The sequence below is a fragment of the Sporomusa sp. GT1 genome (assembly GCF_014634905.1).
Lineage (GTDB): Bacteria > Bacillota > Negativicutes > Sporomusales > Sporomusaceae > Sporomusa > Sporomusa sphaeroides.
Genome location: NZ_BMBX01000015.1, coordinates 25,127 through 48,536 on the forward strand (window position 1 = coordinate 25,127; position 23,410 = coordinate 48,536).

The window sequence follows — 23,410 nt, forward strand, 5'->3', positions numbered from 1 at the left end:
AATCAGATCGCCAAATACTCGTTTAACGCCTCTTCCCACGGCCGCATTTGCTGGCCGTACGTTAATTCAAGCATAAAATTGTGCAATGGAGAATAGGCCGGTCGCGGCGCCGGTCTGCCCAGCTCGCTCGTGCTCTGAGGCAAAAGCCGTATCTGCTGGTTGCCGGTCAATGCAAAAATCTTTCGGGCAAAATCAAACCAGGTTGTTACACCGAAATTCGCTGCATGATACACCCCATACCGTTTCCCCTCAATCAGTTGCACAATAACACCGGCCAAATCCGCCACATTGGTGGGACAGCCATACTGATCATTGACCACTCTCAGTTCCTCTTTTTCCTGTCCCAGCCTGAGCATGGTTTTTACAAAGTTATTGCCGTCACCGTACAGCCAGGAAGTACGGACAATAAACAGCCGGTTAACGATATGCCTGGCCAGCCTCTCTCCCGCCAGCTTCGACTTGCCGTAAACCGACTGCGGATTTGTCTGATCAAACTCATGATAAGCCCTGCCCAACAGACCGTCAAACACATAGTCGGTGCTGACATATACCAGCTTAGCGCGACATTCCAAACATGCGGCGGCAACATTCTGCGTACCAATGGCATTAACAGCGTACGCCAAATGAACATCAGTCTCAGCCGCATCAACACTCGTGTAGGCAGCAGCATGAATAACCGCTTCAGGCCTGTAAGAAACAATCGTCTGAAAGGTTTTCTTACAATCCGTTATATCCATGTCCGCCGAGCCTAACGCCAAAATCTGGCACCCCTGCAGACGCTTTACAAGCGCCCGGCCCAACTGCCCGTTCGCCCCAGTAATTAATACCTTCATGCTTTCACCAGCCTGCTACCATACATTTTTTCATAATAGCGCATATAATCGCCGGATTTTACGCGTTTCCACCAAGGCTCATTTTGCAAATACCACTCAACCGTTTCCCGGATTCCTGTCTCAAACCGGTACTGCGGCTGCCAACCGAGCTCAGACCGGATTTTTGCCGCATCAATCGCATATCTCCGATCATGGCCAAGCCGGTCACCCACATGACGGATAAGACATTCCGGTTTGCCCAGTTCATGAAGGATCGTCTTAACAATCTGCAGATTCGTACGCTCGTTATTGCCGCCAATATTATACATTTCGCCGCTCCGCCCGGACTGTAGCACCAAAGCGATGGCCGCGCAATGATCCTTCACATGCAGCCAGTCCCGCACTTGCAAACCGTCTCCATAAACAGGGATTTCCTTGTTCTCCAGCGCGTTGGTAATCACCAACGGTATCAATTTTTCCGGAAAATGATAAGGGCCATAATTATTCGAGCAGCGCGTGATATTGACATCCATACCATAGGTTTCGTGATAGGAGCGCACAAGTAGATCGGCACCGCTTTTGCTGGCAGAATACGGGCTGTTGGGAGCCAAGGGATTCGTCTCAGTAAACAATCCCTCATTGCCTAATGAACCATATACCTCATCGGTGGAAACCTGGATAAATTTGCTTACTCCATTTTTTCTCGCTGCGTTAAGCAGCACTTGTGTCCCCAAAACATTAGTCTTCACAAATATTCCAGGATCGTCAATACTGCGGTCAACATGCGATTCGGCGGCAAAATTAATAATAGCGTCAATGCCGCTGCCGGCAATTTGGTCAACCAGCACCGCATCCGTAATGTCACCCCGAACAAACGTATAGGCCGGGTTTCTTTCCAAGTCCCGCAGATTTTCCAGGTTTCCCGCATAAGTCAGCGCATCGTAATTAATAATCGTGTATTCCTCACACTGCGAAAGCATGTACCGGATAAAGTTGCTGCCGATAAAACCGGCCCCGCCTGTAACCATCAGCCGCATTACGTTCCCCCCCTATTCAATTATCCCTTCCATATACCGGCAGCCTGCCCGCCGGAATATCCCGCAGCCGTGGATACAGTGCATCCTTACCGGATAAAGTCACATCCGCAACCGGCCAGGTAATGCCAATCTCCGGATCATCCCAGGCAATGCCGCCTTCCGCTGCCGGATTATAGACATCCGTACATTTATAACTAAAAATTGCCGTTTCGCTTACTACGCAAAAACCGTGGGCAAAGCCTGGCGGAATCCAAAGCTGCCGGTGATTGTCCCCCGACAGGAACACCCCTGTCCACTTGCCGAAATCCGGCGAGCCAATACGTACATCAACCGCTACATCATACACCTCACCGGTAATGACAGACACCAGCTTCCCCTGCTGATTTGGATTTTGAAAATGAAGTCCACGCAAAACCCCCCGTACAGAAAAAGACAAGTTATCCTGGACAAACGAAGCTGCAATACCATACGAAGCATACCGCTCCTGCTGCCAGGTTTCTAAAAAAAATCCCCGGCTGTCGCCAAAGACTTTCGGCTCAATAACCAGCACACCGGGCAAGCCGGTTTCCATAACCTTCACCTTTTCATCGCACCCTTTCCGCTGCAGGCCTATTCACTTGCTATCCGCAGCAAATATTGCCCATAACTGTTTTTGCTCATCGGCATTGCCAACGCTTCCAGCTTCGCCTTAGTGATATACCCCATCCGGTAAGCGATCTCCTCCGGACAGGCAACCATCAGCCCTTGCCGCTCCTGAATCGTCGCAATATATTGTGCGGCCTGCAGCAGCGATTCCTGCGTACCAGTATCAAGCCATGCATAACCCCGCCCCATAATCTCCACTTGCAAAGTACCCTGATCCAAATAAAGCCGGTTCAAATCGGTAATTTCCAATTCCCCCCGCGCCGATGGTTTCAGCGATTTGGCAAGCTCAACCACGTGTCTATCGTAGAAATACAAGCCGGTAACAGCAAAGCTCGATTTAGGCTGACGCGGTTTTTCTTCCAAGCTAACAGCCTGATATACCGTGTCAAACTCCACAACGCCATAACGCTCCGGATCCTTAACCAAATAAGCGAATACCGTCGCACCGGCTTCCCGCTCAGCCGCCTGGCGCACCAGTTGGCTAAAATTATGTCCATAAAAGATATTATCGCCCAGTACCAAGGCGCAGCGGCTTCCCTCAATAAAACGCTCGCCGATAATAAACGCCTGTGCCAAACCGTCAGGCGAAGGCTGCGCCGCATACGAAATGCTCAGCCCCCATTGACTCCCGTCGCCCAACAGCCTGATAAACGCTTGCTGCTCATGCGGCGTAGTAATCACCAGAATATCGCGGATACCGGCCAACATCAAGGCAGTCAGCGGATAATAAATCATCGGCTTATCATAAACCGGCAGTAGCTGCTTACTGACAGCCTGCGTAACCGGATACAGGCGCGTACCCGCACCGCCTGCTAAAACAATGCCTTTTCTAGTCATCACTTGTTCTCCTGTAATTTGCAGCCAAAATAAATAATACTAAATATTATATGATGACGAAATAATCCGAGAAGAATTGATTACGCTATCCAACAAGTGCAATACTGCTTACAATTTGCTCGTCATCGTTCTTTGCACACGCTCTCATAAGTTCCATCCAACCAAATAAGCTTTTCTCGCGCAACCCCTTTCCGGGTTAAACTGCTACGTATTACATCCGCCAGATCGCTATCCAGCACAGCTATGGCGATCTGATCATATTCTATCTGTCCAATCGTATCAGGGTGCGATACCGGCAGTCCCTGCTCCCGATATTTCTCAAAATTCTGATCCACCCATTGGATCACCGTGCTCGTTTTAGACCTTTTTATTTTTTGATACAATTCGCAGCCCATTTTTCCCGCCGCATACAAGACAACTCGCCCTGCCAAAGCCTCACATGGGAACCCGTATGCCAGATAGGGATATGCCGGATCATTTCCGTTTATTTGCTGCCACCAGCGAGCCAGCCTGCCCAGCCAGGAATCATGATGTGCTTGATAGAATTCAATTTGCTTTCGCTCACCCTCTGTGCAGCGCATCAATGAATATTTAAGACTTGCCCCTTGATAATATGTCCTTATTGGCTCTCGCGTCCGCAATAAAAATAAGGACCGCAATTCTTCGCAGGATAGGCGTGGAGCAAACCGAACAATCGAATGATCCCGGCCACTCACACTGTAAGGCATATCACCTAAAAAAGAAAGCATCTCCTCATCAGGTGTTTGTACAATATACTCCATCAAATGCAAAAACAGAGTAAGATTTTCCACTCGAATTGCAGTATTCGCTATAAGATCAGCATATCTTCCGGCAAAAGCCTCAACCCCCCGCATATATTGGTCGAAGCCTTGATTAACCAGAATATCCCCTTCTGTTTCCTGTATTTCAGGCACAACCCTACCAGTTTCACTCATCCTGTAGCCAGCTGTCTGACCATGCGGAGCTCTGCACAACAACTCAATAAAAAAGCCAAAATCCTCAATCTTATTGGGGAAAAAGCTCCAATAACGCTGCTTTCCTGTATCTTTAGACCAAAATACGTGTGCAAAAAAAGTCGTGTTTATTCCGTCATAAAAGTCCTGCATCATAGCGCCCAAGCACTCTTGAGTCAGGCCACTACCAAATAATTCAACAAATGCAAACGCATGATCACTTGTATCAATCTCTTGCTTCAGATAAGCAATTGTCAACGCTCGCTTATCCTTATGCCTGTCCCATAAATATTGCTTAAATGCCGCACTGCCGTTCAATCTCCTCCCCAGTGCACCAACAACCTGCGGTGTGAGTACAGTATCTGTTTTATCATAAGGATCGGAAAGAAAATGCTTAAAGTCCGCAACCGGAATCTGAAAAACATTTGCTAAATCCCCGATATCTTTAATCGAGTCATACGCCTCAACAAATCGATGCGTGTCATCATTGCTTTCACTAAATGAAGATATTCTCCATGCTTTACGCGAGCCATATATATAATGGGTTTCAATATCATAACCCAACTTTTCAATAATGATATCCGCGATTCTTTTTAAAACATATCCGTCCCGCGCAATAAAATAAAGCCGCTTAATCTTATTGGCAATACTTTGCTGAAGCACCCACCATACATAGGGAAATAAAACCGCCCCACCAACAGAGCATCCGAAAGCAGCAGTCCCGGTTAAACTATGCATCCAACGGGCATTTTTCGCCGTTCCCAGAGTTAATTGTACAAAGCTATTCATTTCTCCGTGCTTCAGTGCGTTAACCTCACAATCCATTAATGCCTCGGAAGGGCAATACTCCGTCCGAATGCCCAACTTTCTGGCTGCTTCTATATCGGAAGCAAGATTATCGCCACAATGAATCCAGTCACTATATTCTACGTTTTCGCACTGCTTAACTATACGAAACAAATTACCTGAGCCTTTACCCTTTTTGTATTCTGATGATACATATATTTTAATCTCCGCAAAAAGGGGGTCTGCCTTCACCAGCAACCTTCGTATCGTTCCGGCCTCAAGATACATATCTGAAATCAATACAACACGCTGTCCCTGTTGCAACAACCCTCGCACTTTAGCAATATTAGCTGTTGCACCAACAACATGATCATATTCGATCTCTTTTTCCAGACAGATAAGTTGCTCTGCTTCAGCCAAACTCAGATTACCTGTTCGACCAATCGTCTCATAGATTTGTTTTATGCTGGTATCTTCATCCCCATTACGCCTACAGAAAAATATAGACAGTTCTTCCGCATATATCCGCAAGGAAAAAAAATTATATCTGATATATTCAGAAATATCCCGGTACGTTTCATCAGAGATCAGCCGTTCCTGCATTATAGCAAAAATCCCTTTGGGTGTTGCCGTTGTTCTTGTAATTAGTGTATCAAAAATATCAAATGAATAAAGCATTCCGACCCCCGTTAAAGTAAAGAGCGCTCGATTAATTCCCTTATCTTAGTGGAACTGATACTTTGCGTATACGGAAAGAACTCCATATTTGCGCCAACGGTTTGTAAATATTGCTTTTCTTCCGCCCAATGCTGCGCATGATCGCCGCCAGCAAAATGGCAATCATAACGATAAAGCTTCCATGCGTCAATTTTATCCGTATTTTGTAAAGACACCTCCACAGCCTTATCAACGTATTTGATCGCCTCTACAATCGCAAGACGCTGCTCAAACGGAACATACGGATCCTTCCCCTTAAAAAACCGGAATAAGTCGTCGTTCACAACTCCGGCAATCAGGTACTCGCAGCGCTCCTTGGAGCGACGCAGTAAATTTAAATGTCCCATATGGAACAAATCAAACGAACCCGGACAATACCCTACTTGATATGCCTTTTTCATCATGTAAAACTCCTTTCTTGTTCCTCTGCCTCCAATATCCAATGCTTTTCCTGGATATAAATACGGTATTCAGAAATCCCTATTTCCCTGAGTTGTTCTTCAATTTGGCGATAGTGCATGCTGCAAATAATCAAACACAGATTTTCCGAAGAAATACGCAATAGTTCTTGGGGGGCTTTTATAACAAGCCCCTGCTTCTCCGTTCCCCATTTTGCCCGATCATTGTCTACTAGAAAGACCGGCCGGTATCGTTCTCCGTATTTACGCCAATAATCTTCAAACATCATGCCGGCGCCAAACACCACAATAGTCTTAGCTGTTGCATCACGGAATGTATTCGCAAACAGCTTGTTGTATTTGTAAAAAGGAATAGCAGGCGCATAAATGCCTATATGCCGTGGCTTGCGTTCACTTATGGGGGGATAGGCCATATAGTCTTTGCCCATTGACAGTTCCAGGCAACGCTGATAGCCGACTGGTGCGGCAAACTCCCTTCCAGCAAACATAAGAGGTACCTCTGCCACAAAATCACTTTTGACAAATATCTGATATTTCGCGTTTAATGCAAATATTGCCAGGTAGTCTGATGCAGCATCCCGATACAGTGTTAGTGCCTTTTGCAATCGTCGGCACAAATGCTGATGGGTAAACCGCTTCGCCTGACGGCGGTAATGGTCCCACTGTTCTTCATCCAGATGCATAAATGTATCGCAATCATCCCCATATACCTTAGCATATAACAGGCGCTGCACCTTTCTGATCCGCCGGATTTTTTTCCTCCGCTTCTCAGGATCCGCCACACAATCATCAAGCGGCAAAATGTCAATCCAAATTCCCTGATTGCAGTCGTGGCCGATATCCCGCAGAGCAATAGCAGTCGTGTTACTGTTTCGCAGCCGGCAGTAACCGCCATAAAAACAGCCAGGATCATTCTCCGGCGTTTGTAAAAAGTAAGGTGCCGAAAGTTCTGTTGCGACAATTGCCTGCAGTTTATCGTAATCGACTCTGGGCATCGCGATATCAATATCATCATCCCACGGAATAAAGCCCTTGTGTCTCACCGCACCCAACAGCGTACCGTTAATCATAAAATAGTTCAGGCCGTTTCGCTCACAAACTGCTTGTATGGTATTGAGGAGATCGAATTGCACCGCCCAAATCTGTTTCATCTTTTCTGTCACGTGATAGCTAGGCATCATACGCTCCCCGGCCCCCAGCAATTCAGCATTACGCTGCATCTGCCGCCGGTCAACCTGGGCCCATCGATAAAACTGCGAATACGTGGCATGCTTGCGTACAGCAGCCAAAAAGTGATTATCCGCTGCCATAAAGATATCCCACAGCTCTGCTATACGGTATTTATCCTTTAACTCGCATAATGGCACAAAGCTTTCAATATGAGGCGCAAAGGAATATAAATTGCGTAGCGCCCTAAATAAGACATACTTGGCTGGATAATTCGCCGCAGCAAATTCCTGATCAAAAAAAAGAATTTGATCATCAACGAAAAAACTATTTAGAGGAATCAACTCAAAATATGCCGTCTTTAGGATAATCCCCCAGTCCAATTGCTTTGTCTCTTCATTACACAAAGCGTTAGACTCCGCCGGCACCGCCTCTGAAGAGGCCAGAATCCATGTATATAACTGATCAAGTATCTGTAAAAACTGCCTCGTATCTGTCTTGACAATTTCCTTAAGATAATTCGATAGCGTCAGCCCTTGAATAAAAGGCATCACCAATGCACCTTGCTCCCAGCGATGTGGCACAACCGGCACTCCCCGCTGATGCAACTCCTGAATATGACGATAGAGAGCCTTGGTTGCTTCCTCACCTTCACGATACAATGACTTCTTTTTTACCGTCCCATTATCATAAATTACGGTGGCAAAAGCCCGCTCCCGCCCTCTGTCAGCCGATACGGTCGCATAGATAACCGGACAAAGCTTCGTGTCATAGCTGCATTCTAGCAAAAAAGAATTAGCAAAGAAGGTAAATACCTGATTATCAATAATATCGTCGTAGATATCTTTTTCGTAAGCTAATAGTGTGTCACTACGAGGATAATAGGGGATCAAACGTTCCCCTATATTTTTTTCCGGTAAATACCGGTCAGAATAAATCAAATGTGGAATACTATAATCAGGAAGCGGATAATACATTTGATAATGAGAAAATCCCGCCTGCATCACCATATCAATAAGCTCCTGCCGCGAAAAAGAGCTGCTGCTTGCCTTCCGGTTGATACCGTCAAAAGCTCTGCCCGTCTCCGGCTCGGGAGCGCCGCAGAAATAGCGGATTCCATAGCGGTTATCCGCCGCCAGCAGCAGCTTGCCGCCCGGTCTCAACAATCCGGCTGCGCTGCGCAGGCACTCGGCCTGAGATTCATGGCCCAAAACCTGCCCTAAGCTGCCGGCAATAACGATATAATCAAACTGCTGAGCCCAGGCTATATCATACCAGTTTCCGGCATAGACATGCAGGTTATTCCTGTCGGAATATCTGGCGCATATAGCCTCCGCCCTGAACAATGAACTTTCCGTCACCGTCACTTGTGCGCACCGTTCGCACAGCAACCCGGTCAATGCGCCAAAGCCGCCGCCAATTTCCAGCACAGCGCCGTCTAGATTAAACTCATACCAGTTTAGCAACGAGGCGCGTAGAGAACTCAAGTGGAAAAACACATCCCAGCGGACATCGTCCTTGATCATTTCATCATAATAACTATAACCGTTTTGTATATATCGGCGAATATCTTGCTCAACATCGGTGATCACAACTGTATGCTCTCTTAGTTTCAAGAAACTGGTATTTAGCACTGCCATGGTATTTCTTCTCCTGTCAGTCAATTAGCCCTATAGGCTAACAATAACGCTATGTATTGATGTAATAATCCTTTACAATTGCTTGTTCAATCTCATCAAAAAACAAAAAGTCTGCTTCCTTTTCAAGTCCTAGGCTTATTAGCCGGTCAACGATTTCCTGCCCGTAAGTCTTCGTGGCAATGATAATCATTGACCTTTTTTCTTTTATTTCATGATCAGAAGGCTTTCGTAATACGATACCGGATACACATTGATCTTCCTTAGCCCTCGAATCATATATACACTCAATAGCAACATTGGCCCGCTGTAACAAACCCACACACCGTCTGCCATCTTCCCCGCCGCCCCAGATTCTATACCGTTTGTTTATATTAAGATGACTGTCAATGGCACGCTGAAGCCGTTCCAACCTTCCCGCCCGAATAATTCGCTTTGATAGATACTTAGACAATCTTCTTTTTAATTTTATCATTTCATACTGTAATAATGTTTGACCTAAATTTTCGCCCTGCAAAGCATCCAGTTGGTAACCATATGTTTCTATATGTGGCTTCCATTTGTCAAAATGAAGTTTATGCCAAGCATGGCATGCGAAGGGTAATGTTGAAACACGCTTACTAAAAGCATGTTCTATTGAGAACTGCGAAGCTACACGCACTGAAGGAACCTTGAATGCAAACTCTCGCTTACTGCCGCAAAAAGAGAAAAATAAGTCTTCTGCCTTATTAAACTCCTTTTCTAAGAAAGGAACTGAATAAAGCTCTTCCTTCCTATCTAGAATTCGAATCATGCTTTTAATTTTTCTTAAGGATACTCCGCCATTTCCAACCACACTTTTCTTGTATTTGGAAAATAACTCTGTCTGTGGCCAGCAATATCGGGGAATCGGGGCACCAATATAATCAAAATTCATTTGACAAAAAGCTTCTAATTGATCTAAAAAAACAAATGCATCCAATTGATAGATCAATAAGAACTCATAATCGCAAAAGCGTTGATAAAATTCTTTGGATAGAAGCAATTGACTGTACGAAGCCGTACTTTGAAAATACTGATCAGGAAAGCGCTCGACAGTAAAATGATTATATTCGGAACCATACTGAAATTGTAAAAATTCCGGCGCTATAAACACGATAGGATACCGACCTAAAATCCCCTTCACTTGTTGCAAAGAAATTTTTTCAAAATTATTTAGTCTAGGTTTGTAGATAGGAATTCCGACAGCTACTAATTTATTCATGATTGCATCCTGTGGTACATCTCTGCTTTTTAAGCATCGTGATCATTTGCTCTAACTTTATCAGAACCTCTTCAATCGTAATCTGATTTATGCAATGAGCATACGGCTTCCTACACCAATCTTTACATTCATCCAAGCCTGTGGGCCGGATAACTTCACTATGTACACGCCATGCGCCTGTTCGTTCTGGGGACAGCAGGCCCGTTTTTTTTCCATTGCGCAGGCACGCTGAAATCTCAATAATAGGCTTTTCAAATACAGATGCCATATGCAGAAGCCCAGTATTTGAGCCTAGGTACATATCACAATTTTTTATTATTGCTGCCGTTTGCAGCAACGTCGTTTTGTTAATTAAGTTTAATACATTATCTAACTGGCTGATTGCCACAAGATCATGTACATGACTGGCATTTGCTCCTCCTAATAAAACGAACCGAACATTTTCGCGATATCTTTTCGCAATGTCATTGATAACATGAATATAATTTACAGAATCCCAAGAACGAAGTTTACTGTTGGCAACTGGCGCAACAGCAATAAGAATCGGCCAGCCGTCTTCTCTACTTAGCAAATTATGGGCAAAATCAATATCTTTCTCATGCAGCCAGATTTCCATTTTGTTATTTTCAATCCTGCCGCCGCAAGCTTCTAAAAGTCTCAAAGTACGTAAAACTTCATGTTCCTCTTGTTCATGTTTTACAACAACAGAAAATAAATTCTCTAACCTGTCGCATAGTCTCTTCTCTGCCTCTTCTACATAGTCAGCCCTAGCAACACGATATTTCGCACCACTATATAATGCCAGCAAAACATTCTCCAGACAGTCTGACGGGCTCGTTGGCAAATGCCTCGGTAAAAAAACAACATCATATTTCTCCGTTTGCAAATACTGTTTTGCAAATGACTTTGCCCGTTTCTCCATTTGAATAGAGATTGCCCCTTCATGTAAAGTGCAATCATAGATGAGGTTGTTATCTATATAGGGACATGCTGCTAATAATAGAGAAATATCCTTTCTGCTTACCAATGAAACTTCAGACTCAGGAAAATTTCGTTTTAATTCTCTAAAAAAAGGAGTTGTCCAAATCATATCACCTATAGCGTCTAACCTGATGACCAAAATCTTGTGCCAATCCATTGACTTTTTTTCAAGTTTTACAGGAATACTTTCTAGCCCGTTTCTTTGGATGGCTTCAACCATACGTATTAACTGATACTGTTGAAAAAAACAATCTTCTATTTCAAAAAAATCCACATTATTTACATTGATAAGCATATTTTTTATTTCTTCGCGAAAGCTCTTTTTTAAGGAGAATATAATACCTGTTTCAGAACACATCAATGGTATTTTCTCGTTTGCCAGATATATAGGAATACCCAGATACTCAACGTTAGGATTATCAGTAACTAGAAATCCTTCCACATGAATATTTTGTTCTTTTAAAAAATGAAAACACCACTCACCATATATTCCAGCACCATATAAGAAAATTCGCTTATGCATTCTACAAAACTCGATCAAACTCTCTTTGGTGTGATTGAAGTATTCAACCTCACGATTGGCATTTTCTTTATCCATTAAAACCATTTACCTCCATTGTGACAGCCTGCAGTGCACCGTCTCTTAAAGCTTGATCAATCTACCGTCAAACAGGAGACGCAAAAAACGAATAATGTATCTTAGTTTTTCTGGATCAAGAATGTATTGGACCGCCCAGTCTGATCACCTGTATAGGTATCTTCCATAACCTCAAGTACAGTAACTTTTTGCATTTCAAAGAATCTAAAGAGCTCTAATTGAGGAATACAATGCATTTCCATGCGCTTTTCTTCATTAGATGTCGCCGCTAAGTAATCTTCCAGAATAAATTGATATTTATGGCGGTATGTAGGAATTTGAAAATAGCCAATACCCCCTGTATTTAAACGCCCGATTAGTTTTTCAAGCATTTTCAACATTATCGGCGGTGGATTATGCTGCAACACGATTAAAGAGAAAAAGACATCCACTTTAGGTAAACGCTCAATATCATTCAGCTCTTGGAGTTGAAAAAACTCAGCATTAAAAATGCCCGACCCACCTAAATTCTGCTTGGCGATCTCAAGATGCGAATCAGAAATATCACATCCATAAACCTTATCGAAATTTCTTGTCAGCCATATCGTCAATCTCCCCAAACCACAGCCAAAATCAATACAAGTTCTATTATTAGCTAATCTAATATTATTTCTTTCCAAGGTGACAAGAAATTTCTCCACATCACCTTTGCCACTATTATAAAATTCTTTTTTCGTATACTGAATATTATCTATGAAAAATTTCTCTGCAGTTAATACAGACCAATACGGTTCTTTTACTCCTATGCCTTTCCAATAGATTTGCACATGTTCAAGCAAGTATTGATTTAATGATGGATCCTGGGATAATTCGACCTTCATGGGGGGTTCAAAACCAGTTAATATAGGTTTTATTGTTGCCTTATGCTTTGTTAAAGAGATAAATAGATTAATCAAATGAAAAATAGTAGGATTATTAGCAAGTTCTCTTTTTATAGCAAGATCTGTTATTAAATCTCTACCTGCAATAATTTCCTTTTCAAGACATCCAGCTTTTATTTTGGTAAATGCTTCAGCAATAAACTTTTGAAATTCTCCAATTTTAGATATCCAAGCACAATGCGCAAAAAAGCTATCCTCCATTTCAAAAATCTTTACAGTATCAGTATTGATGAACTTACTTCTTATTTCGTCCCGGAAAGTTTTCTTTAAAGAAAGCACAATACCCGTTTGAGGAGTCAGCGAGGGAATTATTTCTTCCGCCGCAAATATCGGCAAGCCAAAGCATTCGCTTTCTTGTTTATGAGTAACAATAAATCCTTTTATAGCGATGTTATGCTTTGTTAAAAAGGAAAAACATTGCTTGCCATATTCTCCGGTCCCATATAAAAAGACTTGATTAAAGTGCCTACAAAAAGCAATTAATTCATCCTTTGTCTTATGAAAGCATTCAACCTCAAAGTCAAACTTCTCTTGTATCATCATCCTATCCCTTCTCTACTTATAAATTGTTTAATTTCTTTGTTCGTAAATATTCAATCATCTCTTCTACTTCACGCTGAACTTCCTCTACGGTAATCTGGTTTATACAATGGGCGTATGACTTTCGGCAATAGTCCTGACAATTATCTACGCCTTCCGGTCTGATTACTTTGTTATATACATGCCAGGCTCCTACCCTCTCAGGGTTAAGGGGATCAGTACTTTTACCGCCTCGCAAATGAGCCGAAATTTCAATAACAGGCTTTGCAAAAACTGATGCCATATGCAGAATTCCGGTGTTTGCCCCCAGATATATATCGCAATATTTTACCACTGCTGCCGCTTGTGATAAAGTTGTTTTATTGATCATATTTAGAACATCCGCTCCTAATCCAGCCTCTTCTATTGGATTGCTTACATGTTCAGCATTTTCTCCTCCCAACAAAACAAACCTGATCTTATTGCCAAACGTATTCAAAATCCCTTTGAGTAATTCTATATAATTTAAAGCATCCCACGAACGATTCGCATCATTCGAAACCGGTGCAACAGCAATGAATAATGTTTCGTCCTCTTCATCGCGTTCTATGAGGTTTTTAGCAAAATTCTCATCACTAGTGCTTAACCATAACTCCATTCTGTCACTCTCAATCGTAGCACCGCAAACCTCTAAGAGCTTTAGAATACGCAAAACCTCATGCTCAACTGTATCATGCCTTACAACAACGGAAAACATCTCTTCCATTGCCAGACATACCTTCTTTTCCAAGGGTTCAATATGATGCGCCCTGGCGATGCGGTACTTAGCACCGCTATACATAGCTAAAAGAACATCCAATCTAGAATTCCACCATATAGATAACACTTTAGGCAAAAAAACGACATCATATTGCTCTTTAACTAAATTCTGTTGTGCAAAAGACATTGCGTCTTCTTTATCACACGCCGCTACTTCCCTTAATGTACCTTCATATGTGAGAAATTTATCGACATAAGGACAATTTTTTATCAATGGAAAAATAGCATGCCGAACTAATAATGTGATCTTAGAGCAAGGAAATTTTCTCTTCAATTCTCTAAAAAAAGCGGTCGTCCAAATCATGTCGCCTACAGCATCCAGCCGAATGATCAAAATTTTTCGCCAATCTTTCGGCCTATTAAACAGCATTTTTTCAGGCCTGCTAGCTATATACTTTAAGCTCTTCATCATTTCTAATTTATATAAATGAAAAAAGGAATCTTCTAGTTCAAAAAATGTAACATTATTGATATTTATTAAAGCTTTCTTTATCTCTTCTTGAAAAGCTTTTTTTAGAGAAAAAACAATCCCAGTTTGAGGACACATTTTCAATAATTTTTCTCTTGCCAAATATACCGGCAGTCCTAGATACTCATGAGCGGAGTCGTCAGTTACCAGGAATCCTTCCACACAAATATGATGTTCCTTTAAAATATGTAAACATATTTCGCCATATTTTCCGGCACCATATAAAAAAATATATTTATGTTGAGCGCAAAACTCAAGCAATCTTTCCTTAGTTTCTTCAACTATAAAAAAATCATTATTGCTTATTTCGTACACCCAAATTTGCTCCTTTGTTCCACAAATTACTTAAACTGATGTACAAGAACTGTGCTGTTAAGGCAACAGTATTCTCAAATGATAATATTCAACATTATATACTGAAAAAATCCCAAACCTTTTAATTTTTCCTCGATTTCTTGATGATAGCACCGATTGGTGGCGACAATCACCAGCGCTTGTCTTGAATATCCCGTCAACTCGTCTATCATGTAAAGATGGTGTCCATAGAGAGAAGTCTTTAAAGGTTTATTGGTTACGGCAAACCCAAGTATTTCTTTTTCTAAGGCATTAAGCGCACAGAGAACGTCTAAAGAGGCCAACCCGGCACCATACACGATAAGCGTATGAGCACAAAGAATCTTTTCTTCTTGTTCGCTATCAAAACCTTTGAAGTAAGCCTTGCTCGGCATACATACTTCAGCTAAAATATGCCTTTCATAATCAGCGTCAAGGTTGCTGCTAATAAATTCCGCTAACTTAGGGGAATTTCTCAAGTGCCCTTGAACCTTACTGACTTGCTGCTCTAAAAATTGCTTCAAAGCTTGCGACGCCACAGGACAGCATTCCTTTGCGAGAAGCTTCAAGACTTCTACATACTGAATAAACTGTCCAAATACGCTATCCCTTTTTGCATCTAAAGAAGTCGTTGCTGAAAAAGAACGAATCCTATAATGATACAGCCTATCATCCAATACTGCTACACGCTTTGCCCGGATAATGGCACTAATGGAGAACAAACCGCCTTCACCAATTTTCAACTTTGCAAATCTTAAATGATTGTTATCTATGAATTTTTTATTGTACAAAGCTAAGCATGGATAATAAAAAAAATCGCCATTGTTCAGAAAATCAGACATTCTCTTCGGACCTGTACAGCATCCGCTGTAGGAACTGATAATCCCCTTTTTGGCATATACACTACATTCAACCCGATCTATTTCATAATGAATATACGTTTTAAAATAGCAAATATCCAGCTGGTTTATATGTAATTGCTCGTACAACTTTTCCAATGCATGACTTTCTAACGTATCATCCGAATCCATAAAATAAAGGCATTCTCCTCGAGCATGGTCAATCCCTTTGTTTCTGGTCTCCCCAACACCGGCATTGTTTGGATTGCGGATAAGCCTGATCCTAGAATCTCGTTCGGTATATTCACATAGAATCTCATACGAACAATCTGTGGAAGCGTCATCAATACAAATAAATTCGATTTCTTTGAGCGACTGGCTCAAAAGGCTTTCCATACATTCTCGTAAGTAAAGCTCTGTATTGTATACAGGTACAATAACTGAAATCTTCGGATTCAAATTAAACCGGTCCTTTCATTTACTCAAGATAGGGTATTAAAAAAGAGCTCACAGCTTTCCCGAGAGTCTGAATTCCTAACTCGGTCTGAAAATGCACCTGATCTGAATAAACCGTTTTGGGAGCCTTGCTCACTGTCGTCCACAGATCATTAATACCAATCTCCCAAGGCTTCAAAACATCAACTGCCGTAGCATTATATTTTTTGATATCGGCATTCAGTCTAATGCCGATATCTGGGCCTGGGGCAAACCCAGGTTCAATCACCGGCGTCGTCAGGGCAAACAGGATGATCGCATCCGGACAAAGATGCTTCAGCATATGAACTATTCTTGTTAACTGTTCTGCATATGAACTTATAGGTATCAAATTGTCGTCGTCACCTGTAAGCCTCAAGACATCCCAAAGGCCACAGTTGAAGTGGATAATGTCAATATCTCTTTGTTCTGGCTCATACAGTTTATTGATCCACTCGTGAACATAGCGCAGGGTGTATTGGCAAAACCTTCCATTATCATGGTGAAATCTTACGTCTGCCTTGTCTTTCAGTTCTTCGCGTACATATTGATCATAGCACTGCCGAATAGAATCACCCAGCAATAGTATCTTTTTCATTTTTCAGTGCTCCCTCTGCATGGAGCAAACAAACCCAGTAACGCTATGCCAATTCCCGCAGAAGCTTTCTGAGCTGTTCAAACTCCATATCATAGCGTTCGGAATCAAATCTTGAATTTGAGTTTATCACACCATTTAGCTTTTGCTCTATCTCAAACGGATTGTCCAATTTGCTAATATAGTCCAGATGCTTAATCCACCCATATACCCCGAACACCTTATTGCTGATATTATCTAACACTAAACAGGGCGTCCGACTAATTACGCAAAAAATCATGGTATGCAACCGATCTGTCACAACAACCTCCGCCGTTTTAATCCTTCTGATGAACCTGTCGACCGCCTCTTCTCGTTTAGTCATTGAGGATGGTTCACTGACAATATTGGAAATGATCCCCACATCTGTAAAACGCTTCTGTAATTCCCTATGTATAAGGTCTCTGCTTTCCTTGGCAATCGTGCTTTCTCTATCCTCCCTTAAGCAAAGAAGTGCACCAGTTCGTAGAAATTCCTCCTCGCTGTAGTTTAAGAGCAAAGCAGCATCTGGTAAAAACATTTTTCCGATATGATCATCAAAAATCCTGTTCGCCAATTGATAGGAAAAAGGATCACGCAGACACATATATAATCTTTTATGCCGATTATATATCTCTTGCGACAACTGACACTCTCTTCTCCCAAAGGCCGAATTCTCAAAAAAGAGGGACTGTGGGAGAATAATTATCGCGTTATCCGGATGGTTATCAATTGCCAAACGCACGGTATCCTCAAGATTAATCCATAATGATCCAAGATACCCTCCGCCTGTAAACAGTAAAACATCCTCTTTCTTTATATACTCTCGGACATTGCTATTTTTGTAATAAGTACTTGTGATTTCATATATTTCGCGTGAACAGTTCAGCCCCTCTAGTAAGCTCCTTTCGGCCAGAGCAATTGCGTGATCCCCAATATTCGGATAGTCCGGTGAATTAAGAACTATAAATGCCGGGTTCCTGTCAAGGCTAAAAAATCCATCCAAAAATTTATACTGGTCATCATATTGATGGTTGTTGTCATAAAGCTTCGCCTTGATAAAGCTACCCAATTCCGGCTTAACCCAATGATTTCCGTCCTTATCCACGCGATCCCGCATGTCCAAATAAGAATAACAATCAATTGATGGAACACAGCCAAAAGCTAGATAGGCATGATCATTGAAACAGTACGGCATTTGACAATTCGTCCCAACCAATTGAATCGGGAAGGGTTTATCCATATCTCGAAATAAATTGCCCATTGATTTATGATGATAACAGGATTGTATGCTGCCTTCCATTAAATTGATCCTACAACTCCAATCTCCGGCATAACAAAAATCCTCGATTTTTTTATCATACCATAAGCTTTTTAACTCAAACATTTTTGAATGGAATTGTCCCCAAACCCGATTATATTCATCCAATGACAAAGAAGTAAGAACAGCAAGACTTTCTTTAGAGGAATCCCGTGCAAACGATATATGTGGCATTGCCCCATTAGCGTATTTCTCAAATATGAGTTTAATATCTTCAATATGCGGAACCATACTATCACATGGCGTAATTTCAATTGTATATGAGCTACAGGAACTTTTGATCTTATTGACATTGTCAAAAAAAACTTCCAGCAAGCTGTGTTTGAGCAACTCCATATAATGAAAAGAAAATTTAATAAAAAGATTCTTTTGCAACTGAGAAGGAAAGGTGAGAAATTGATTAAATTTTTCGGAAATTGTCCCATTAGTCACAATAGAAACCACATGTCCTTCGCTGAGCAATTCATAGACAAGTTCAACAATGTCTTCAGAAAGTAAGGTTTCTCCTCTTGCACAAATGTTAATAAAGCACTTCCCGCCCAAGCGTTTTTGAGATAAGCCTTTCCGAACTTTCTGCGGAGTATGAAGAGAAGTATTGACTTGGCCCGAATAAGCTAACGCTCTATCTTTCAGGTAACAATACTCACATCTGAAGTTACAAGCCATTGTCCCGTCTAATGAAATATCGACAAATTTTCTGTTATACTTATGCAACCATTCGCCTGGAAGCTTATTTAGCAATTGATAAGAATCCCTTTCAGCAAGAGCCTCTTCTGCATGGCAACAGGGAATGTCCAACTCACTCATTTGATTTCGAATAGAGCTTATTGCTTCTTCAGTACCAGATGTAATAATTACAAAAGGATCTCTCAGTGCTTGAAGTCCTCTTGGTGAAATGCAGGGATATATTTTCATTCTGGAAAATATATCTAAATTCTTTTTATTATTATCACATAAATACTCAATTTTAATTATGCTGCTTAACCTATTAAAATACGAAAAGAAATTATTGCCTAACCCAAACAAAATAATAGTTTTACTCTCAAGCACGTCATTCATATCATTGATACAACACCTGTTGTACCTTCACCCCCAAACTATTATTACTTTTCAGTTTCCAGTATAATATCCCGGATTAACAGTTCGGGATTCTTTGTGTATTTATCATTAATCCATACTATTTTTTCGGGAGCCACCTTATAATGGATCAGCATCTCCCTTGTCTCTTCTTGAGCACTATGGGGCAAATTCATAACTGCCATCACTACGTAATCATAGTCCTTAGCTTGGACGGACTCCACATGATGGACAGGAAGCCCTTGCACCATATAGGCCTCAGCCAAGCGATCAACCCATAGTTCGATTTTACAAAACCCAGAAGAAATAATGGCTGAATAAAGTATACGTCCAAAATCTCCCGCTCCGTATAGAATAATCCGGCTGTCCCGAGTAACACAATCATAAGGGATCAAAGAATTTTCGGTCCAAAATATTTCCGGGCATCGGTATAAAATTTTATAGAATTCAAAACAATGTAATTGTGATAATAAAACCTTTGGAGCTACAGAATCGCAAACGTATTGGTATAGATAGCGAAACAAGATTTTTAATTTTGCTTTTTCGTCTGTTTCGTACTTTTTAGTGATGGAAGCTGGGCGCTGACGATAATGATAATAAGGGCTATTCTCTACTACAATGCATTTCGCGGCAAGAAGGATCGGCAAAACACATGCAATATCTTCACCGTAACTTATTTCGTCACTTACAGCAAGCTGGTTTAACTGCAAAATATCTCTTTTGAACAACTTATTCCACAAATTGACTCGTATACCGTATTGATAGAATTCTCCTGTATATATCAACTTGGAATATACCGTCTCCAATAAATTTCTTTCTCTATATACACCTGAGGGAAGTCCATTCTTTACGATCGTATAATTTTCACCAACATTGCGAAAATGTCCGGTTGCAACCACATCAGCATCGTGTTTTCTTATAAGATCATGCATTTTCTCATACATATCCGGTTCTATCCAATCATCGCCATCCACATAACCAATGTATTGCCCTGAAGCAGCTACAATACCCGTTTTTCGCGCGCTAACCAGACCTTTATTTTTTTCTTTATGGATAACTTTAACGCGAGAATCCTGCCGCACAAACCTGTCACACATAGCGGGGCACGTATCGGGCGATCCATCATCCACAAGTATAATTTCTATATTCCGGTAAGTTTGATTAAGAATGCTTGTTATACATTCGTCCAAAAAAGATTCCACTCGATATATAGGAACGATAATACTTATCAAATCCCCTTGCATAATTCGCCCCCTGCTTCTGAGCTAAATTATTCTGCTGCGAGAAATCTATCCAGTGTAAGTGTTGTGAGGTCACAAAATTATTATACTTTATCCGTATTTCTACGTCCCTCAAAGCACTCACAACAGATATTCGCCATATCAGCTATAGATTGCTCAAATTTTTCATACACTTGAAAATACACTTCTGCAACACCAAAATAATTTTTCAGCTTTTCTTCGCAAATATCCTCTAAAAGCAATTCCCGTTCAGGCTGTATATATTGTCTGCAACGATAATTGCAAACCGGCGTTGGAATACATATATAGATTTTTCGAGCGCCGCAAGCCTTGAGCATATCACAAACCACCTTTAAGGTGATTCCCGTAAATATCGCCTCATCAACCAACGCAATCGTCTTATCCTGAATAAAATCTGGTAGAGGGACAATCTTCGAACGGATTGTTTGTTCCCGCAACGCCAGATCCGCTAATTGAAAACTACGTACAGACGCATCTGGTTTAACCAAGCCCTGCACATACGGAACTTTAAGCTCGGTTGCAAGTCCCATTGCATAATATAATCCAGAGGACGGCACCGGCATGACACAGTCTAATTCGTTAACCATGTTTGCAGGCAATACCTTGCCCAATGCCATGCCAAGCTGATACCGGTAAGATCCGATATTCTTCTCATTGGCATATGCGGTCGGATCACTTTTATAAATCAATTTAAATACACAATGCAACTGTTTTCGTAAAATATCCGTCCCTCGCTGAATGTCACTAACAAGATAATCCCGATCAACAACTTCCAATTTAACATGAGACGGACGATTGTGTAGCTTACTTTTTGTATCCTCCTGAATAAGCACCGAATCAAAACCAAATTTTTGGGCAATCAATCTCCCCCAAGTATATTTCGTACAGGGAAACTCACTGGTTATATGAATAATCCCAGTTTTAGCCAATGCTGCTTCTATGCTAAAGGCAACCTCATCAATCAATACTGGATAACGAATTTGCTTATTGTCCAAGTATAAAGTTTGTCTCTGTGCTAAACTTTGGATAACCTTTATCGGAAAAGTCAATTTATCAGTATCATCATTATAGCCATACAGAATCGGCATACGGATAATCAGACTATTCTCATAGGCGCTAACAACATCCTCAGCGGCTTTCTTTGTTTCCCCATAATAATTTTTAGGATGACGCTCCGTCGTATGGGAATATTCCTGGCTTCTCTCACCGTCAAATACATAATCTGTAGAAATAAGAATCAGCTTGATATGGTATTTCCTACATGCCTCAACTAAAATTTTCACCACTTCAAGATTGAGTTCGCGCGCCATATCCTTATCCTGATCACAAATTTCTGGTTCAGCAATTCCCGCTGTATGAATAATGATCTGCGGACGGTTTAATTCAATATACGCATTTACCTTTTGACTATCCGTCAAATTAAGAGAAGGAAACACCTGCGGAACTGCTTTATGTTGAATACCATTGACAGTATATCTTCTTTTTAATATATGAAATACTTTTTTTCCCAGTAGACCGGATGCCCCTGTCACCAAGATTGAAAAGTCTTCGATTTTAAAGCTACGCTTTGCCGCAATGTAATCAAAGTAAGTGTCAATCCCCATAATTCTTTCGTCTGTCACAGCAACGCGAAAGACTGTTTCTTTAACAATTTTATTTAAAGAAATTGAATACCAAGTCTGAGCATTTTTCGGCTTAGCTAATTCTTCTTTCCATAAATCTACTGTATCTTTTTTCAAATAGATTATGCTTTCATAAGTTAGCGATGATTGCACATGTTTCCCAATCTCTTCTACATGGTTACTTTTTACAACTATGCCGGTAGCTCCATAACTATAGTTATCATTATTTTTAGCCAATACAGTATTTTCTTTTTGACCTAGCATCACAAGTAAAACAGACTCATCAAATACCAAATCGCTGTCGAGAATCAACGTATCTTCATCAACTTGCTGCAAGGCTAGAAATAAGCTGTATGCATTGTCAGTTTCTGCATAATAGGGATTATATACCGTTTGAACAGGAAACTTGTCTGCAAGTTTTTCCTGTCTATATCCCGTAACTAAAATAATTTGTGAATCATCAACTCCCGCTTGCCGCAACATCCGCAATTGCCGCTCAATAATTGTTTCTGGTCCGAATTGCAGCATGCATTTGGGCTGATGGGCGGCAAGGTTACCCAAGCCGCTCCCTTTTCCGGCAGCCAAAATAACAACTTTCATATCTTCAATCCAATCCAAATAGCTTTATTGTTTCTAAATAGTCTTCAACAAAATCAATTTCATGCCATTTTTTCGCTGTCACTAGATTAACAAACGGAAACTCCTTGCAAATATTCGTGATTGCCGCCGTATACCAGGTGGCACCGTGCCTTTCGTCAAGAAGAGCCTCCCGAAACGCAGGGATGGTTTCTCGGGCAATTTTAAAAATACTAATATATACCAGGCCTGTATTCATGTATTGCTTTCCAATCGCTGTCACATATCCGGCAGCGTCAGTCACAATTCCTGTACTTTCCTCTAAATCATCAGAAACTTTGCTCATTAATATATTCGGATCCGGCGAAAGTAAAAGTTCCTGTAATAAATCTACTTCAAAACACAAATCCGCATCCAAAATCAAAATGTCATCATCCATACTTTCTAATGCCAGCCCCAGGCTGTAGGAATTCTCTTTTTTATCATACAATGTATTCACTATTAAATTAGGAACATGCTCCTGCAGCAAATCATACCGGTATCCGCCTACAACATAGATATCTTCTTCAGCAATGCCGGCTTCTTGTAATAGACGGACTTCCCTTGATAGAATTGTTTCTTGACCTAACGGCAGCAGGCATTTCGGTTTTCCTTGCGTATATTGGCCTAGTCTCTTTCCTTGACCCGCAGCTAAAATAATTGCTTTCATTATC

Annotated in this window: 17 protein-coding genes; all 17 read right to left on the reverse strand. The window is 41.4% G+C overall.

Annotated elements, in window-relative coordinates:
* Positions 1-2 precede the first annotated feature (2 nt).
* The 17 genes from rfbD to GT1_RS15580 all read right to left on the reverse strand — a co-directional run bounded on the left by rfbD (position 3) and on the right by GT1_RS15580 (position 23,406).
* The gene (rfbD, locus tag GT1_RS15500; protein WP_188399479.1) at positions 3-833 is read right to left on the reverse strand and encodes a dTDP-4-dehydrorhamnose reductase; all 831 of its coding nucleotides are present in this window, start codon (positions 831-833) and stop codon (positions 3-5) included.
* Positions 830-1,849 (reverse strand): dTDP-glucose 4,6-dehydratase, encoded by a 1,020-nt coding sequence (gene rfbB / locus GT1_RS15505; RefSeq protein WP_188399480.1) that lies wholly within the window; start codon positions 1,847-1,849, stop codon positions 830-832. The genes rfbD and rfbB overlap by 4 nt, the downstream gene beginning before the upstream one ends.
* Positions 1,850-1,865: 16 nt before the next feature.
* Positions 1,866-2,429 carry a dTDP-4-dehydrorhamnose 3,5-epimerase gene (gene rfbC / locus GT1_RS15510; RefSeq protein WP_188399481.1) on the reverse strand — a complete coding sequence of 188 codons (564 nt, stop codon included), beginning with the start codon at positions 2,427-2,429 and terminating at the stop codon, positions 1,866-1,868.
* 29 nt (positions 2,430-2,458) lie between these two features.
* A complete protein-coding gene (rfbA, locus tag GT1_RS15515; protein ID WP_376742010.1) occupies positions 2,459-3,331 on the reverse strand; it encodes a glucose-1-phosphate thymidylyltransferase RfbA in 873 nt (290 codons plus the stop codon).
* Positions 3,332-3,453: 122 nt separating this feature from the next.
* Entirely contained in the window at positions 3,454-5,769 is a 2,316-nt protein-coding gene (locus tag GT1_RS15520; RefSeq protein WP_188399483.1) for an HAD-IA family hydrolase, read from the reverse strand.
* A gap of 11 nt (positions 5,770-5,780) precedes the next feature.
* Positions 5,781-6,212, reverse strand: a complete 432-nt coding sequence (locus GT1_RS15525; protein WP_223226296.1) for an adenylyltransferase/cytidyltransferase family protein — start codon at positions 6,210-6,212, stop codon at positions 5,781-5,783.
* Positions 6,209-9,034 (reverse strand): LicD family protein, encoded by a 2,826-nt coding sequence (locus GT1_RS15530; RefSeq protein WP_188399484.1) that lies wholly within the window; start codon positions 9,032-9,034, stop codon positions 6,209-6,211. The genes GT1_RS15525 and GT1_RS15530 overlap by 4 nt, the downstream gene beginning before the upstream one ends.
* Positions 9,035-9,083: 49 nt before the next feature.
* Complete coding sequence (locus GT1_RS15535; RefSeq protein WP_188399485.1) at positions 9,084-10,274, reverse strand: DUF5672 family protein; 1,191 nt, start codon at positions 10,272-10,274, stop codon at positions 9,084-9,086.
* Entirely contained in the window at positions 10,267-11,853 is a 1,587-nt protein-coding gene (locus tag GT1_RS15540; protein ID WP_188399486.1) for a glycosyltransferase family 9 protein, read from the reverse strand. Before GT1_RS15540 ends, GT1_RS15535 begins: the two co-directional genes overlap by 8 nt.
* A gap of 101 nt (positions 11,854-11,954) precedes the next feature.
* Entirely contained in the window at positions 11,955-13,316 is a 1,362-nt protein-coding gene (locus tag GT1_RS15545; protein ID WP_188399487.1) for a class I SAM-dependent methyltransferase, read from the reverse strand.
* Positions 13,317-13,332: 16 nt separating this feature from the next.
* The gene (locus GT1_RS15550) at positions 13,333-14,895 is read right to left on the reverse strand and encodes a glycosyltransferase family 9 protein (protein WP_188399488.1); all 1,563 of its coding nucleotides are present in this window, start codon (positions 14,893-14,895) and stop codon (positions 13,333-13,335) included.
* A gap of 74 nt (positions 14,896-14,969) precedes the next feature.
* Entirely contained in the window at positions 14,970-16,211 is a 1,242-nt protein-coding gene (locus tag GT1_RS15555; RefSeq protein ID WP_188399489.1) for a glycosyltransferase family 2 protein, read from the reverse strand.
* 19 nt (positions 16,212-16,230) lie between these two features.
* Positions 16,231-16,824, reverse strand: coding sequence for a hypothetical protein (locus GT1_RS15560; RefSeq protein ID WP_188399490.1), 594 nt, complete (start codon positions 16,822-16,824; stop codon positions 16,231-16,233).
* 43 nt (positions 16,825-16,867) lie between these two features.
* Complete coding sequence (locus GT1_RS15565) at positions 16,868-19,219, reverse strand: polysaccharide pyruvyl transferase family protein (RefSeq protein WP_188399491.1); 2,352 nt, start codon at positions 19,217-19,219, stop codon at positions 16,868-16,870.
* Positions 19,220-19,263: 44 nt separating this feature from the next.
* Positions 19,264-20,481 carry a glycosyltransferase family 2 protein gene (locus tag GT1_RS15570; RefSeq protein WP_188399492.1) on the reverse strand — a complete coding sequence of 406 codons (1,218 nt, stop codon included), beginning with the start codon at positions 20,479-20,481 and terminating at the stop codon, positions 19,264-19,266.
* An 80-nt stretch (positions 20,482-20,561) separates the two neighbouring features.
* A complete protein-coding gene (locus GT1_RS15575; protein ID WP_223226297.1) occupies positions 20,562-22,739 on the reverse strand; it encodes a sugar nucleotide-binding protein in 2,178 nt (725 codons plus the stop codon).
* Positions 22,726-23,406, reverse strand: a complete 681-nt coding sequence (locus GT1_RS15580) for an NTP transferase domain-containing protein (RefSeq protein ID WP_188399494.1) — start codon at positions 23,404-23,406, stop codon at positions 22,726-22,728. The genes GT1_RS15575 and GT1_RS15580 overlap by 14 nt, the downstream gene beginning before the upstream one ends.
* Positions 23,407-23,410 lie beyond the last annotated feature (4 nt).